General features: G+C 69.7%; 12 protein-coding genes. 7 read left to right on the top strand and 5 right to left on the bottom strand.

Features of this window, described 5'->3' with window-relative positions; genetic code table 11:
* Nucleotides 1-7: 7 nt before the first annotated feature.
* From M0R80_12185 to M0R80_12155, 7 genes are read left to right on the top strand one after another with little or no spacing between them, the layout of a single operon-like run.
* On the top strand, nt 8-1,336 hold the full coding sequence (locus M0R80_12185; protein ID MCK9460388.1) for a type II secretion system GspH family protein: 1,329 nt from the start codon (nt 8-10) through the stop codon (nt 1,334-1,336).
* Nucleotides 1,337-1,367: 31 nt separating this feature from the next.
* Nucleotides 1,368-2,051, top strand: coding sequence for a hypothetical protein (locus tag M0R80_12180; protein ID MCK9460387.1), 684 nt, complete (start codon nt 1,368-1,370; stop codon nt 2,049-2,051).
* Between the two features lie 13 nt (nt 2,052-2,064).
* Nucleotides 2,065-6,315, top strand: a complete 4,251-nt coding sequence (locus M0R80_12175) for a PilC/PilY family type IV pilus protein (GenBank protein MCK9460386.1) — start codon at nt 2,065-2,067, stop codon at nt 6,313-6,315.
* Nucleotides 6,316-6,329: 14 nt separating this feature from the next.
* Nucleotides 6,330-7,028: a hypothetical protein gene (locus M0R80_12170; protein MCK9460385.1), complete on the top strand. Its 699-nt coding sequence runs from the start codon at nt 6,330-6,332 to the stop codon at nt 7,026-7,028.
* A 34-nt stretch (nt 7,029-7,062) separates the two neighbouring features.
* The gene (locus M0R80_12165; protein ID MCK9460384.1) at nt 7,063-8,085 is read left to right on the top strand and encodes a hypothetical protein; all 1,023 of its coding nucleotides are present in this window, start codon (nt 7,063-7,065) and stop codon (nt 8,083-8,085) included.
* Nucleotides 8,086-8,129: 44 nt separating this feature from the next.
* Nucleotides 8,130-8,837, top strand: coding sequence for a CsgG/HfaB family protein (locus M0R80_12160; GenBank protein MCK9460383.1), 708 nt, complete (start codon nt 8,130-8,132; stop codon nt 8,835-8,837).
* Nucleotides 8,834-9,679, top strand: coding sequence for a CsgG/HfaB family protein (locus M0R80_12155; GenBank protein ID MCK9460382.1), 846 nt, complete (start codon nt 8,834-8,836; stop codon nt 9,677-9,679). The genes M0R80_12160 and M0R80_12155 overlap by 4 nt, the downstream gene beginning before the upstream one ends.
* Nucleotides 9,680-9,682: 3 nt before the next feature.
* On the opposite strand, the gene hemW is transcribed toward M0R80_12155, so the two are convergent.
* From hemW to M0R80_12130, 5 genes are all read right to left on the bottom strand, one after another.
* A complete protein-coding gene (gene hemW, locus M0R80_12150; protein MCK9460381.1) occupies nt 9,683-10,828 on the bottom strand; it encodes a radical SAM family heme chaperone HemW in 1,146 nt (381 codons plus the stop codon).
* Entirely contained in the window at nt 10,822-12,576 is a 1,755-nt protein-coding gene (locus M0R80_12145; GenBank protein ID MCK9460380.1) for a hypothetical protein, read from the bottom strand. The genes hemW and M0R80_12145 overlap by 7 nt, the downstream gene beginning before the upstream one ends.
* Complete coding sequence (locus tag M0R80_12140; protein MCK9460379.1) at nt 12,576-13,973, bottom strand: hypothetical protein; 1,398 nt, start codon at nt 13,971-13,973, stop codon at nt 12,576-12,578. The genes M0R80_12145 and M0R80_12140 overlap by 1 nt, the downstream gene beginning before the upstream one ends.
* A 35-nt stretch (nt 13,974-14,008) precedes the next feature.
* Nucleotides 14,009-15,124, bottom strand: coding sequence for a hypothetical protein (locus M0R80_12135; protein ID MCK9460378.1), 1,116 nt, complete (start codon nt 15,122-15,124; stop codon nt 14,009-14,011).
* 7 nt (nt 15,125-15,131) lie between these two features.
* A partial coding sequence (locus tag M0R80_12130) for a 5'-nucleotidase C-terminal domain-containing protein (GenBank protein MCK9460377.1) occupies nt 15,132-15,719 on the bottom strand: 588 nt, incomplete at its 5' end.

Below are 15,719 nucleotides of genomic sequence, written 5' to 3'. Positions count from 1 at the left end.
GCCGGTCTTGAGAGCCGAGCGCGGGTTCACGTTGATGGAGATGCTCGTGGCGCTGATCATCGGCGCGATCGTCGTGTCGCAGCTCTACATCCTGACCCGCGCCATCGGGCACGACACCACGAAGCAGCAGATGGAGACCGAGGCGATGCAGCGCGCCCGCATCGGCCTCGAGATGCTCTCCGCCGACTTCCAGCGCGCCGGGATGAACACCTCCCCGAACCCGGCACGCGATCCGGACTCGATGGTGGCGAAGGACGAGCTCAGCCAGCACGCGTACTACAGGCCGGCCGTCGTCCACCTGAACCGCGAGGACAACGACGCCACGGACTCGGTCGTGATCGTCGGCAGCTTCGCGTCGTCCAACACCTATCAGGCGTACGTCGACGCGAGCGGATCCAGCGCGGCGGTGTCCATCGTGCAGCCGTTCGAGACGGTGGAGGATTGCGTCACCGAGTTCAACCCGGCCTACGCCTTCCTCCACCTGTTCGCGCCCAACGGGCAGACCGCGGACGCCCGGATCGCGACGGTCGCCTGCGAGGGAAGGGACGACATCGAGGACGAGGACGCGTGCGGCTGCGAGCTCACCCTGGAGGACGGCGAGCTCTTCGCGGACGGTCCGAGCGCCTTCGCGTCGGGGCAGCTCGTGCACGCCGCCGCGAACCAGGCCGCGCTGTTCACCGTGAAGAGCGTCGGCGATCACAACGCCCTGGTCCGGTACTTCGTCGACTTCGACCAGATCACCAACGACGGCTTCTCGGACTGCACGGCGAGCGCCATCCTCGGCGACGATCCGGCTCCGCCGATAGAGGCCTCGCTGAAGATCATCGCGGACTACGTCACCGACTTCCAGGTCTGGTTCCGCAACACCTACCAGGCGACCGGGACCCAGTGGGCCGCGCCGCTGTACTATGATCTGTCCGCCCTGTCCGCAGCGCGGATGCTGCCGTGCGACGAAGCGGAGCTGTTCGTCTCCGGGGCGGCCGGGTGCCTGAGCGCGGAGACCCAGCACCTCGGCTGCATGATCACCGCGGAAACCATCCTCGGGGCGGAGCAGGTGCGCTCGGCCGTGATCCGGCTCGGGGTGCGAACGGAGAAGACGGACCAGGAGGTCATGAAGGTCCCCGCGGACCAGTGCGGGACGTACTGGTCCACCCTGAAGGGCGACGCGAACAATTTCGCCCTCTTCTACAACGTGGCGGCGCCGCCCCTCACCGGCGACGGGGACTGCGCGGACGTCGGCGCGTACAAGGTGCGAACGGTCGTCACCGAGGTGGCGATGCCGAACATCGCGGCGCGGATGGCGTCGTTCAAGGACATAGTGGTCAACCTGGATTGACGGTCGCCGCAAGGCGCGGGAGCTGATGCGAATGGTGCTCGAAGGAAGGAAGGTCGGAGGGCGGCGGCGCGGGGAGGCCGGGTACGTGATGATCATCGTCCTGCTCCTGATCATCATGTTCACGGGCTTCGGGATCCTCGCCATGCGGCACACGCAGGCCGAGCTGCGGTCGTCGGGCGCGTACCTCGACGCCACCCAGGCGGGGGATCTCGTCGAGGGTGCGCTGGCGCTGGTCGCCACGGATCTGCGGGTCTCGTCGGACTACTACGAGTACCAGTTCCTCTCCACGGAGGCCGAGGCGATGGCGGACGGCGGCGTCGACGACGACAGCTACGAGATTCCGCTCAACACGGACCTGTACGGCGTGGAGTCGACGTGCACGGCGACCGGCGCGCCCGCGGGGTGCATCGCGTTCCTGTCCACGCCGGGGCTGTTCCGCGAGATGTACGAGGGCTCGGAGGACGGCGACGTCGACCTGTACGGCGTGGACGTCATGACCGCCGTGAGGCACTACAACCCCGAGGTCGGGCCGTGCCCGCCCGGGTTCTCGTGCTTCGACGATCAGAACTACGGCTGGTACGCGTTCACGGTCGAGGCGACCGCGTCCTACGGCTCACGGACCACGAGCGATGTCCCTTCGCCCCAGTTCGAGCTCGGCCGCGCAGTGGGCAAGGGAAGGATGACGGTCGGACCCGTCAGCGTGTTCGGCAAGTGAAAGAGGTGATCGCATGACGATCGGGAAATGGAATGCGGCGCTGCTCCTGGCCGCCGCCGGGCTCTCCGCTGGGACGCCGGCTCTCGCCCAGATCACGGGCAAGCTGGTCAACCCGAACGTGCTCCTGGTGATCGACTCGTCGCGCAGCATGGACTGGCTCCAGCTCGAGGAGTTCGAGATCCCCCCCGCGACGAGCGAATTCCCGGGCGCCATGGCGCGGGAGGCCGCCGCCCACAACGCGTGCGTCGACGCGAACACCGCGGAGTCGCCGCGGCAGACGTCGTGGCAGCAGCTTCTCGACGTGATGCTCGGATCGATCCCCTCGGACGACTTCCACTGTTTCGTCGAGGAGCCCGAGAGCCGGCCCGGGCTCCAGTACGACACCCTCGCGGACAGGGACAGCATCCCGGCCAACATTTCCGAGTACACGTCCTCCCCGTCCGACCACTTCCGGGCGATCTCGTGCAGCGACGAAGACTGGCACCCGACCTACGGGCAGTGCATCGGCTCGGAGGCGGTCATCGCGGATCTCAGCGGAACCGTCACCGCGTCCGGGCACTGGTGCAAGAACAACTTCGACTACGACGGCGACGGCGAGGAGGAGATCAACTACGACCCCACGACCGGCATCTGCTTCAACTACCACACCCGGGCGAAGGCGCGCTCGGCCAACGGAATACTGGAACGCTACCGCACGCTGGCGCGGTTCGGCATCATGACCTACGACAACAAGCCGTCGCCGCTCTCCACGTCCGGGGAGGCCGATCCCCTGACCGGCGAGGTTCCGGCGCACATCGGGTGGTTCGACTACGGCGCGAGCCGGAAGTGGAATTGCAAGAAGTGGTCCGGTCTGCCGGAGCTGCCCGGCGCCGGCTGCACGTGGAACGCCGGAGCCCGCGCCCGGAACGACAACGCGGTGGGCGGCCTCGCGGTGCTCTCCGACGACATGGAGTCCTCGAACAAGGCCGCGCGCGACGTTCTCGCGACGACGGAGCCCCTCTACTGCTCTCCGGTCGGCGCCCTGCTCGATGACGTCGGGCACTTCTTCGGCAACGAGGTGGGCGCGCTCCCGGCGGGGCGGGGCGGCAGCGATCTGTTCTACAACTGTCGCCCGAAGGTCGTGATCTTCATCAGCGACGGCCAGCCCAACCAGGCGTTCGAGTTCCCGGAGGACTACTGCGCGACGAACCCCCCGCCCGCTCCGGGCGACACGGCGGTCGTGCCCGCGGAACCCTATTCCTGCCCGTGGAACTCCTCGAAGCAGGAGGTGGTCGAGCTCGAGGCGCTGCTCGAAGAGCTCACCTTGCCCACGGCGACCGTGGAGAACATGTACTTCGTGGTCGTCGGCTTCAACGCCGCCAAGAAGGGGGAGGTCTACTGCACGCCGGAGCTGGTGGAGGACGTCGTGACCGGGGAGACGATCTGCGTGCCCGGCGACGAGCGGTGCATCCAGATCGCCACCATCGACGCGGGGGATGACGCCGACTGCACGGCCGACAAGTTCCTCACCCCGAGGCAGTTCCTCAACGAGCTCGCCCTGGCGGGCTGGCCCGAGGACTACACGACCCAGCCGCCGTGGCGCGGCACCACGCCGCTGTCGGACCTGTGCAGCGACGAGACGGTGGACGACTCCTGCGGCGGCGAGGACGGCGACGGCCGCCCGAACGGCGCGATCTTCGTCGACGGCCCGGCGGAGCTGTCCGGCGTGCTCGATCTGATCCTGAGCACGGTCACCTCGTCGACCGCGACGCGCACCGAGGTGGTGACCACGGATCAGGTCAAGGACGACAACTACGACGCCGAGTGGAGCGAGTTCGTGGCGGCGAACGAGGACGGGGAGGCGGTCGCCCAGTTCGAGTTCAACTCGGGCTTCGAGGTGGTCGGCGGGGAGCCCTGGCGGGGGTACCTGTACCGGCAGTCCTACCCGTGCGTGGACGCCGAGGCGCCGGAGGCGGACACCGAGCCGGAGATCGAGACGCTCGACAAGCTCCACCATTGGCTCAATACGCAGGCGACGCGGCACATCTACACGATCACGGACGCCACGCTCGCGAGCGTCAAGCCCAGCTACGGCAACTACTTCCAGACCGGCTTCCCCAAGGGCACGCTCGAGCTGATCAGCGAGGCCTCGGCCGGGATCACCGATTGCGACCTCGGCGGCCCGTCCACGGCCGGCTGCGCGACGTCCAAGAGCATCCTCGCGGCGCTCAAGAAGCACCTGTACGGCGAGGGCGACAGCCTGCGGGCGGAGCACAAGCTCGCGGACATCTACAACTCGACGCCGGCGCTCCTCGCCCCGCCGATGGAGCGGATCTCGGTCGCGTCGTACCAGGCGTTCCAGGAGCTCAAGTACACACCCGTGCTCGGCGGCGACATCGGCACGAAGCACAACGTCCAGCGGCCACCGTTCCTCTACGTCGGGACCAACGACGGCGTCCTGCACTCCTTCGACATCTGGGGCGACGAAAACAACGTGGAGATGTGGGGGTACGTGCCGAACGCCCTGCTCGGCGGCGTCGTGCGCCAGTACCCGATCACCTGGAACCTGCAGTACGACCCGGACGCCCTCACGTGGTCCTACGAGGTCGAGGAGAGCGGCCTGTACCAGCACATCTTCGGCGTCGACGGCTCGCCCGTCGCCGCGGACGTACGGCTCTTCCGGATGCCGCCCGGCACGACCGGCGCGTCGCTCCCGGACAGCCCGGACAACTGGCGCTCCGTGGTCGTAGGCGGGCTCGGAAAGGGCGGCGCCGGCTACTACGCGCTCGACGTCACCAACCCCGAGGACGAGCCGCTGTTCCGGTGGGAGATCTCGGAGCGGTTCCCCGGGAACAACGAGGACTCCGCGTTCGAGGACGGCAGCGGGAAGTTCGTGTTCGGCCTGCCGATCGGCAAGCCGGCCCTGACCTACGTGTACATCAACGACGTGCTGCCCATCGGCACCTCGTCGACCGCGGCGGACCACGAGGTCGCCGTGGCGATCCTGCCCGGCGGCTACAAGAACGACGAGGAGAACGGGCCGGAGGTCTCGACCGGCGTCGCCATCGTCCGCGTCGGCGACGGCAAGCTGATCCGGTACCTGAACCCCGCCGTGGCGGCGGATCTGTGCAGCGAGGACCCGGCCGACGTGACGCCCGCGCAGCTCGTCGGCGAGCCCGCGGTGCCCTACCCGCTCCGGGCGCTCACGGTGAACGACGAGGCGTTCATCGGCGACGACCGCGGCCGGCTCTGGCGGATCGACATGGCGAGCAAGTACCCGAGCGGGAACAGCGCGAACAAGGGCTGGTGCCTCGAGCTGTTCTTCGACACGCTGCTCACCACCCACTTCCCCTACAAGGACTGCATCGCCGGCGCGTGCTCGGACTGCCCCTACACGGCGGACGCCGAGTCGACCTGCGACGAGTACTACGCCGCCGACGGCGACTGGGGCACCGAGGCGTGCACGGGGCAGCCGTGCGAGGACCCGCTCTACCCGTTCCCGCGGATCCCGATCACCAACGCGCCCACCATCGTGCAGGACGAGGACCGGAACAACGTCATCCTGTTCGGCACCGGCCAGATCGACGGCCTCGAGGCGCTCGACCACCACCGGATCTTCTCGCTGACGCAGCGGCTCACCTACGAGATCGCCGAGTCCACCGCCGTGCCCCGGACAGTGGCCCAGCCGCCGACGATCAACTGGTGGCTCGGCGAGCCGATCCCGGGCTCCGACACGCTCGAGCCGGAGGAGATCGCGGATCTCTCCGCGCAGGAGCAGGAGATGCTCGAGGTCGAGATGTCGTTCGTGCAGCTCGGCTCGGCGTTCCCCGCTCTCTTCAACATGGGCGAGAAGATGCTCGGCCGCGTCGCCGTGTTCAACGGGGTCGCGTACTTCACGACGTTCATCCCGGCGATCGTCGACGGCGGCAGCTCCATCGACGCGTGCCTGTCCGGCGGATCGAGGGTCTGGGGCGTGGACTACAACGGGAACGAGTCCGGAAGCGACTGGACCCTGGAAGCCTTCGGCAAGCTGGGCAGCAGCATCGCGTACGAGGAGACCCTGAACGAGCTCCAGTCGGGGCTCAAGGTCGTGCGGCGGCCGTCGTGCAGCGGGCAGGCGCAGTTCCAGCTCGTGACCCAGCGCGCGAACCCGGACGCGGCGGGCACCAAGGACACGACCCAGGACGCCCCGGCGCAGATCTCGTCGCTCTCGGTCACGATCCCGCAGTCGAGCCGCGGGTTCACCAACGTCTCGATCGATTCCTGGTCTCTCGTTTTCAACTGAACTATCATCCGGCCATGATCGCAGCCGCAAAGCTCCTGCGCCCCATCGCCTGCTGCGCCGCCGCGCTCGCGGCCGCGCCGATCGCGTCCTGCGGCGACGACGAGGCCGCGCCGCGCGCCGCCGAGCGGGACGCCGCCCCTTTGGCGACGTCGGCGGAAGAGGACGCGCCCCCCGTCGAGAAGCAGCCCGCGAAGAAGGAGGCGCTCGCCAAGGGCCGGCACGCCGTCTTCGGGCTCCGCATGCCGCAGGGGACGGTCCCGACGGGGAAGCCGATGCCCGGCGTCTACAGGTTCGAGGGGCCGAGCCCCGCCGCGCTCGTCGAGAGGTTCCTGACGACTCAGCTCGAGTCCTTCGACCGGGCCGCGGAGGAGCCGTCGGCCGAGCTCATCAGGAACGCCGTGGTCCGCCACCCGGTGGGCGGCTCCGCGACCGGCCCGCTCGCGATCCGGGTGCACGACAGGCCGGGCGGCGCGGCCGTGGACGTCTGGCTCGAGCAGGAGGTCGCCGGCGGCGCCCCGGCGCCTTCGGCGGGGGGGAACGCCCAGGCCGGCGACGCGTTCGCCGGCGCCCCCTCCGGCGCGGCGAAGAAGCCCGCCGGGAAGAAGTACGCCACCGCGGCCGAACGGCGCCGCGCGACGTTCGAGATGCTCCAGAAGATCGAGCGCAAAGAGCCGATCACGAAGGAAGACCTCGACAACCCGCTGTTCCAGTAAGTAGTATTCCCCGAAACACAGGAGGAACCTGCCGATGCGATCGTGTCTCGTCGCGTTCCCGCTCGCCCTCGCGGCGGCCGTCGCCGCCTGCGGCCCCGGCGTCGTCATCCCGCAGACCCCCGAGGGGCCCGGCCCGACCGGCTCGCTCGTCGCGGAGGAGACCCTCGGGGAGGACGCGCTGCTCGTCGCGCTCCCGTCGGACGACAACACGCTCGTCGGCAAGGTCCACGTCGCGACCTACGGCGCCGACAGCCAGTCCGCGGAGGCGGCCTTCCAGGCGAACCCGTGCCGAGAGCACCTCCAGATCCAGCGCTTCCCGGCCTCGCGCAAGCTCCGCGACATCCGGCGCTTCAGCACGGACGTCAACAGCTCGGCGCTCCTCAAGGTCGTGAAGATCGGCGTCTCCGTCTCCAACGTCACCGATTACCAGTACGAGTTCAACGTCACCGAGAAGATGGTCGCCGACGACACGATCGCCTACGCCGAGTGCTGCGCGAGATCGCGGGGCGGGTGCGGCGAGCACTTCGTCCGCGAGCTCTACTACGGGGAGGGCGTCTACCGCCTGCTGCGCTCCACGAGCGGCGCCGCGAGCGTCGGCGTGCCGATGATCGTCGACGTGGGCGGCGGGGCGTCCTACGCGGTGCTCGGCGAGCAGTCCTTCCGCGGCTACTTCGCGTACAAGATCAAGCAGACGCCGGCTGCGCCGCCGCCGCCGTCCGAGGATCGCGTCGCCACGATCGCGACGGGCGCGGTGGCGGACCTGAACCTGCCGGCGACCCTGGAGGGCGCGGCGCTCCTGGAGCAGCAGGGCCCGCTCGTGCTCATCACGACGAAGTCGACGGAGCGCACCCGGGGAGACCAGCTCAAGGCGATCGGCGAGGCGCGGCAGCAGCAGCGGAAGGCGCTCAAGAACCTGCTCGCCGGGCCGCCCTACAACACGCCGCCCGCCGCGCTCAACGACCGCGTCGAGCGGGTCTACGACCTCGGGCAGGAGGTCGACGCGTCGCAGGACGGCGCGGGCGACTGGCTGCTCAAGATGAGCTACGCGATCCGGTGACCACGCCCTCTCCCGAGGGGGCGGTGAAAGGAGGACGGATTCCGATGAACAGAGCGAAGAGAGCGTGGCTGGCCGTCGCCGTCGCCGCCGTCGGGGCGCTGGCGGCCAGCGGCTGCGGCCCGCAGCCGTACAAGTTCGCGGACTACGAGTCGTTCGTCCGGCCCGGCATCGACCCGGCGAGCTACAGGCGCGCGGCGGTGCTCTACGTCGGCTACGCGTCCGGCTCGTCGGTGCTCCAGAAGGACGCCGCGGCGGCGAGCGTCGCCGCTCAGAAGGGCTCCCTCGGGACCGAGCAGGACGCGGCCGACGTCATCCTCTACTCGAACGCGCTCATCAACGCCCTCGCCTCGCGCGGCGTCCAGATGGTCGAGCGCAACAAGGTCAACGACCTCGTGCGCGAGCAGGGGCTCATCCAGCAGGAGCTTCTCGATCTCTCGGACGTCGAGAAGATCCGCCGCCTGGGCAAGCTGCTCAAGGTCGATCTGCTCGTGCGCGGCACGCTGATCGCCGAGCGCGGCGGCTGGAACATGACGCCGAACCTCGAGCTCTACTACATCGGGCTCACGGGGCTGAGCGTCACGGGCGTGGACACGCGCACCGGACAGGTCGTCTGGGTCGACACGATGTACCTGGCGCAGCGGATCACGCCGCGGCTGCTCGCCAAGCAGCCGGAGATGACCAGCACCTCGAACGTGATCGCGATCGTCGACGAGATGGTCGCGCGGTTCCTGCCGACGGGAGGTGCGCGATGAAGACGCCGAAGATGCTCGTGCTGTCCGTCGCGGCGGCGCTCGTGAGCGCGTGCCTCGGCGGCTGCTTCATGGGGCCGAAGGAGACGATGACGTCCGTCGTCCAGGCCAACCGCTACGGCCAGTTCGCGATCGTCCCGGGCCAGAAGGTCGCCGTGCTCACCTTCACCGGCTACAAGGGGAGCGGCCTCGCGGATCTCGTCACCATCGAGTTCCTCCGCCACGGCGTGGACGTCGTGGAGCGGAACATGCTCGACCGCGTCGTCGCCGAGGTGCGCCGCACGGAGGCCGGCATGTACAACGCCGATCTCTCCGACCTGGAGATCCTGCGCCAGATCGGGAAGATCACCGAGGCCGACTTCGTCGTCTACGGCGACGCCGACGCGGTGGATCCGGACACCCTCCGCTACCTCCGGGACGACTTCGGGAAGCTGACGCCGCGCTTCTTCCTCTCCTACGCCCAGATCTCGCTGCGCGCCTTCTCCACGAAGACCGGCGAGGTGACGTGGTGGGGCACGACCGAGGCCACGGTCCAGGCGCCGTGGGGCAACGAGGTCCGGCTCATGGATCACCTGCGCATGGCGGCCCGGCGGGCGGTCGACTCGATGATGGGCCCCGGCATCAACCAGTACTCGAAGCGGGCCGTCCGGAACGAGATCCCCGCGGTGGTCGCGCCGCTCGTCCCGTACGGGACTCCGCCGCCGGCGGCCGCCGCGCCCGTCGCGCCGCCCCCGGAGCCGGCCGTCGTCGCCCCGGCCGCGGCCGAGCCCCCGAAGAACTGCACCAAGGACAAGGACTGCCCGGGCGACCTCGTCTGTGCGGGCGGGGTCTGCAAGGCCGAGTAGCCCTCAGAACCTCTCCGCCAACCCGTCGGCGAGGAGCATCCCCTCGCGCGTGGGGACGAGGCGGCGCCCCGAGATCCGGGCGTGCCCGTCGTGGATCAGCGACGACGAGAACGCGGCGGTCCGCTCCGCGCCGGCGAGCCTGTCGAGCTCGTCGAGATCGATCCCGTCCGCCCACCGCAGGCCGAGCATGACGAGCTCCCGGGCGCGCGCCGCGTCGTCGACGGGGTCCGACACCGCGCCCTGGCCGATCCCGCCTCCGTCCGCCGGGAAACGTCTCGCGAGCGCGGCCTCGACGTACTCCCCGACGTCCGCAGTGTTCGCGTAGCGCAGCCTTCCTTCGGCCGTCCTCGCGTGCCCGCAAGCGCCGCTGCCGAGCCCCGCGTACTCGCCGCCGCGCCAATAGCTCTCGTTGTGGCGACAGCGGTGCCCGGACTTCGCGTAGCTCGAGACCTCGTACCTCTCGAGGCCGAGCCCGGCGAGCGCCGCGCCGACCGCGTCCCAGAGCGCGACGAGCGCCTCCTCGCCCGGGAGGCCGAGATCGCCCGCCGCGGCCCGCCGCCCGAGGGGAGTCCGCGGCGACACGGTGAGCTCGTACGCCGAGACGTGTTCGGCCCCGAGCTCGACGAGGGCGCGCGCCTCGGCCGCCGCCCCCTCCGGCGTGTGCCCGGGCGTCCCGTAGATCAGGTCCGCGCTCACCGAGCGTGCGCCCGACTCCCTGGCGAGCCGCAGGGATCGGATCGCCTCGTCGACGCCGTGCCTGCGCCCGAGCCAGCGCAGCCGCGCGCCGTCGGTCGCCTGGACGCCTATCGAGAAGCGCGTGGCGCCCGCGGCGACGAGCGCCTCGAACCAGCCCGCGTCGGCGTCGCCCGGGTTCGCCTCGACGGTCACCTCCGCGCCGAGCGCGACGGGGAGCGCGCGGAGGATCCCGGCGATCCAGGCAGCCGGCAGGAGCGACGGCGTGCCGCCGCCGAGGTACACCGTCTCGAACGGGCCCGCCCCGCCGGGCATCGACATCCGCCACCGCAGCTCGGCCGCGAGCGCGCGGGCATACGCGGCCTCCGGGATCTCGGCGGCGTCGTTCGAGGTGAAGTCGCAGTAGGGGCACCGTCCGCGGCAGAACGGCAGGTGGACGTAGACGCTCGCTACCACTTGGCCTGGGCGAGCAGCGCGAACCCGAGCTGGTTGGTCACGTTCTTCTTTTCCCACTCGCGGGTGTTGTCCTCGCCGATCTTGGACTTGTTCTTGTCGAGCGTGTAGCGCAGCTCGCCGACGAACGCGAGGAACTGCGCGACGTCCCACTTCAGCGTGGCCTTGAACGAGAGGATGTCGAACGGCTCCTGTCCGGAGGGCAGGATCTCCATGTCCTCGACGCTCCTGTACACCGAGTTGTGCTCGACGCCTTCGGAGTCGGTGATCGAGTACACGGCCGGCCGCTTGTACGCGAAGATGAGCCCCGGCGTCAGGCGCGACGTCTCGAAGAAGTAGTCCGCGCCCACGGCGAAGAACCACTCGGGCCGGGCGTCCGCGCCGCCCGGGAACCCGTGGTACGGGAACACGCCCGGGATGTCGAACACGACGTACGCGAGATCGCGGTGCACGAAGTCGGCGTGGAACCGCGCCCGGGCCAGGCGGAGCTTTCCACTCACGGCCGCCGCGGACGACGGCACGTACTCCGAGGAGTTCGCGTCGTCGAACTTGATGAGCGACTGCGCGACGAGCGTGTACTCGCCCGAGAGCGAGAACGCGAAGCCGCCGTCGTAGGCCTGCGTCGCGCCGATGATCTGGGCCGCGTCCGGCGTCACCTTGTAGAGCCGGAAGTCGACCGAGTCCTGGATCGGCAGGCCGTGGTGCAGGACGATCCGCGCCGAGCCGCCGAACGCGTCCATCGTCTTCCCGCCGATGCCCGTGGCGTCCTCGGCGTCGCCGTCCTCGCTCGTGTCCGTGTAGCTCTGCGGCGGGAACGCGCCGCGCTGGAAGTAGCCGCCGCTCCCGTCGAAGCTCAGCCATTTCGTGATCCCGACCCCGAACCCGCCGAGCGCGCCGTAGTAGGTCTGCCGCTCGTCGATCGCCTGGTTGAGGAGCTGCGCGGTCTTGACGCCGGCGTACACGTACCCCTCGTGCGTCCCGCCGACCGCGAAGTCGTACCTGAGCCGCGCGCCGGGGACGAGCCCGGGGTTGTTCGGGAAGATCCGCTCGCCGCCCCAGGTGATGTCGTACGTGTAGCCGAGCAGCATGCGCTGGGAGTCGACCGGGAACAGGGTCAGCGAGACGTTGTCGCCGTCGAAGTCGTCGCGCTCCGTGTAGAGGTTCAGCTTGAGGTAGCTGCCGTCGTCGCCGATCTGCGTGTCGTCGATGCCGATCGCCATCTCGAGCACGAGCGCCGCCTCGGCGTCGAGCCTGTGGAAGTACGACGGCATGCGCTTGTACAGCACGAGCTGGGTCTCGTTCTCGCGGCCCCGCTTCTCGCTGTCGAGCCCCTCGTAGAACTGCTCGTCGTCCACGTTGAAGAAGCCCGGCTGCGGAGATCGGTCCTCCGGCCCCGCGAGCGTGTTGTCGTCCGTGAACACGAAGGTGAGGCGCGTGTCCATGAACTTGCCGCCGAACCACCTGTCCCACTCCGACGGCTCGCTCTTCGGCGGCGGGGGAGGAGGAGGAGGCGGCGGCGCGGGCGGCGGCGGCGGCGGCGCGGGCGGCGGCTCCGGCGTGGGCGCGGGTAACGGCTCCGGCGCAGGCGCGGGTGGCGGCTCGGCCGGCTGCATCGCCTCGGGCGGAGCCGGCGCCGCGGGATCGACCGGCGGCGGGGGCGGGGGCGGCGGCGGCTCGTACTGCGCTGCGGCGATCCCGCTCCACGCGAGCGCGAGCGCGAAGGCGCCCGATGCGAGAAGGGCTCGACGCATCACTCCACCAAATCAGCGAGCGTGCGCGGCTCGAGAATGAAATTCGAGTACGTGTAGTACATCGTCCCGGTGATCGACGTGAAAGTGTCGCCGACCGTGTACTCGAGCCAATCGGTGAAGAACAGCGAGCCGACCCACAGCGAGTCGTCGACGATGAAGTTGCCGTACGCGTCGGCCTCGGCATCCGTGACCGCCAGGTCGCTCACGGTCACGAGCACGCCCTCGTACGCCTCGGCGTCCGCGCCGCCGGTGGCGATCGTCGCCGGATCGGAGATCGCGACCGGCGCCGGCACGGTCCCGGCGTCGAGGTAGGTCACGTCCGAGCCGCCGTTGATGGACACCTCCGAGAAGTCGTAGAACTCGGTGTAGGTGCCTGTGATCGTGACGAGGTCGCCGACGGAGATCGAGACCGGATCGTCGATCGGCTCCCAGACGTGGACGTAGATCCCCGAGTACTGCCCGCCCGCGGCCTCCTCGACGAAGAAGCCGGAGCCGTCGTAGATGAGCGGGCTCGTGACCACGACGTCGGTCAGGATCACGCCCGTGTCCTCGTCCACGTCGCCCTGCTGGATCTCGTAGATCGTCACGTCCGCGTCGCTGTCGGAATCGGTGTCGGTGTCGCCGCCCGAGAACCCGACGTAGTCGGCGGCGTCGCGCGGCGAGAGCTTGTGCTCGTCGTAGCCGAACTCGAGGATGCCGTGGATCGCCTCGAACGTGTCGCCGTCCGCCACCGTGACGTTGCCGGTGGACGGGCCGCCGCCCTCGACGAAGAAGGTGTCGGCGACGAGCAGCGCGTCCGCCACCTGGAACTGGCCGTACCCCATGTCCTCGTCCGTGACGGTCACGTCCTCGACGCTGACGAGCACGCTCTCGTACGACTCGGCGTCCGCGCCGCCGGTGCACACGCCGGAGGGCGCGACGACCGCGGGCGCCGGGACGTCGGCCGTGCCGGTGACCACGAGATCCGTCGCCTGGGAGACGACGATCTCGGACAGCCCGTAGAACTCCTGGTACTGCCCGGTCACGGTGACGACGTCGCCGCGCGCGGCCGAGACCTCCAGCGTCACGTCGCTGTACAGGTACAGGATGATGCCCGACCACGGCCCGCCCTCGGGCTCCTCGACGTAGATCGTCCCGCTGCCGTCCTCGGAGTCGATCAGGGTCGGCGCCGTCACGATCACGCCGGCGAGGGTCACGACCTCGTTGACCGGCACCTCGCCTTGGCGGACGTCGTAGATCGAGGTGTCGGCGTCCGAGTCGCCGTCCGTGTCCGTATCGCTGTCGGTGTCGCCATCGGAGCCGCCGCCGTTGTCGGTCGCGCCGCAGGCCGTGAACCACGTGCCGGCCGCGGCCGCGAGCGCCGCGAGCAGCACCAAAGTCATCGTCGATCGTCTCATTTTCGTCCTCCTCGAATGCGGGCCCCCGCGACGCCTCAGTCGGCGCCCGCGGCGGCGATGTCCTCTTCCGAACGCACGTAGATCATCCACGACGGATCCGCCGACGAGTGGAAGCGCAGGTTGCCCCTGACGAGCGGCAGCGTCTCGCCGACGTGCTCCTCCGGATCGAAGTCGGCGGCCGTGAACGCGCTGACCACGTTGATCTTGCCGTCCCCACCGCCGCAGTCCGCGGCCGGATCCACGAGCACGGCCCACTGGCCGTAGGTGTAGAAGCCCTCGCCGAGCGGGCACACGACCGCGTCCTGCACCTCGACGAGCGCGCTCTCGTACATCTCCAGGGTGTCGCTGTCGTCCACGTTCGCCGCGTCGATGACCACCGGCGCCGGCACCTCGGCCGTGCCGTCCGCCTTCCACGACGGGAACGAGAGCTCGGTGAACCCGAAGAACTCGTCGTTGGTGCCGCTCAGGCTCCCGAGGCGGTCTCCGACCTCGACCTCGGGCCTCGAGAAGTTGTAGACGTAAATCGACGCGTACGAGAGGCCGGGCTCGGTCGTGTCGGTGACGTAGCAGCCGTCGTTCGTCACGCCGGTCACGACCACCGTCCGGCCCTCCAGATCGACGATGACGAACTCGCCGGCGAGCGCCGAGGTCAGCCACGTCTGGAGGACGGGATCCGGGGTCACCTCCTGCACGTTGCGGATCGTGGGGTTCACCGCCCGGATCTCCTGCGAGAGCCCGGTCGCGTAGTTCCCCGGAGAGTCGTCGGTCCCCGTGTGCTCCACCCAGACGTTCGCGACGTTGTGCACGTCGTAGAGCCGGACGGGAACACCGCGCGCGACGCCGCCCGTCATCTCGAGCCACTCGGCCTGGTCCTCCGCGAGCTTCCCGCGGGGCTCGATCTTGAGGTGGAGCGTCCCCGCGAACGCGGTGTCCGGCGCGCCGTCGCGCCCGATCGCGTCGACGTCGACGGTCAACGCGAACGGCGCGTGCGAGAACGGCAGCGGCTCCTCCTCCGAGCCGATCCCGCCGTCGACGATCCGCACCTCGAAGCTGAGCGGGCCGTCGTCGACGCTCGCGATCCGCTTCTCGCAGCCGATCGCGGCCGCCGCGACGGCGAACAGGATCAGGAGGCCGTGTCGACACTCGCCCATGCCGCCCTCAGTATGTCGGCCGGATGCGGCCGTCCTCGACCGCGATGCCGGACTCGCAGCCGCCGGGGCCCTCGACCTCGCACTCGGGGAGCACGGGGTGGTGGAGCATGAAGCTCGTCACCGCGTCGCGGAGCGAGATCCCCGTGTCCTCCTTGGTCGTGTTGATCTTCAGCATCTCGAAGCCCGAGCCGCCCCACGCCATGTAGTTGTTCGTCGCGAGCTCGTAGAAGAGGTGCGGCTCGACCTTCGTCCCGCCGATCATGACGTTCTCGGCCTTGCCGTTCCGGCAGTTCATGTCGAACGTCACGCCCGAGACCTGGATCTGCGCCGCGCAGCCGCGCCCCGCGCTCCGCGCGGTGGAGTAGTCGAGCAGCGCCTGGACCTCGACGCCGCTGAGCACCATCTTCGTGATGGTGTTCTCGAACGGCAGCACGTTGAACATCGTCTCCACCGTCACGTCGCCCTCGAGGATGTCGGTCCGGATGCCGAGCGAGTTCGTGACGCAGAAGTCGGTCTCCACGTACTTCCGGCGCTGCATCGCCTCGCACACGAGGTTGCCGAGCATGCTGTCCCCGCCGTTCGCGCCGAACCGCGA

The organism is Pseudomonadota bacterium (assembly GCA_023229365.1).
Lineage (GTDB): Bacteria > Myxococcota_A > Polyangia > JAAYKL01 > JAAYKL01 > JALNZK01.
This window is presented reverse-complemented; position numbering and strand designations above follow the sequence as displayed.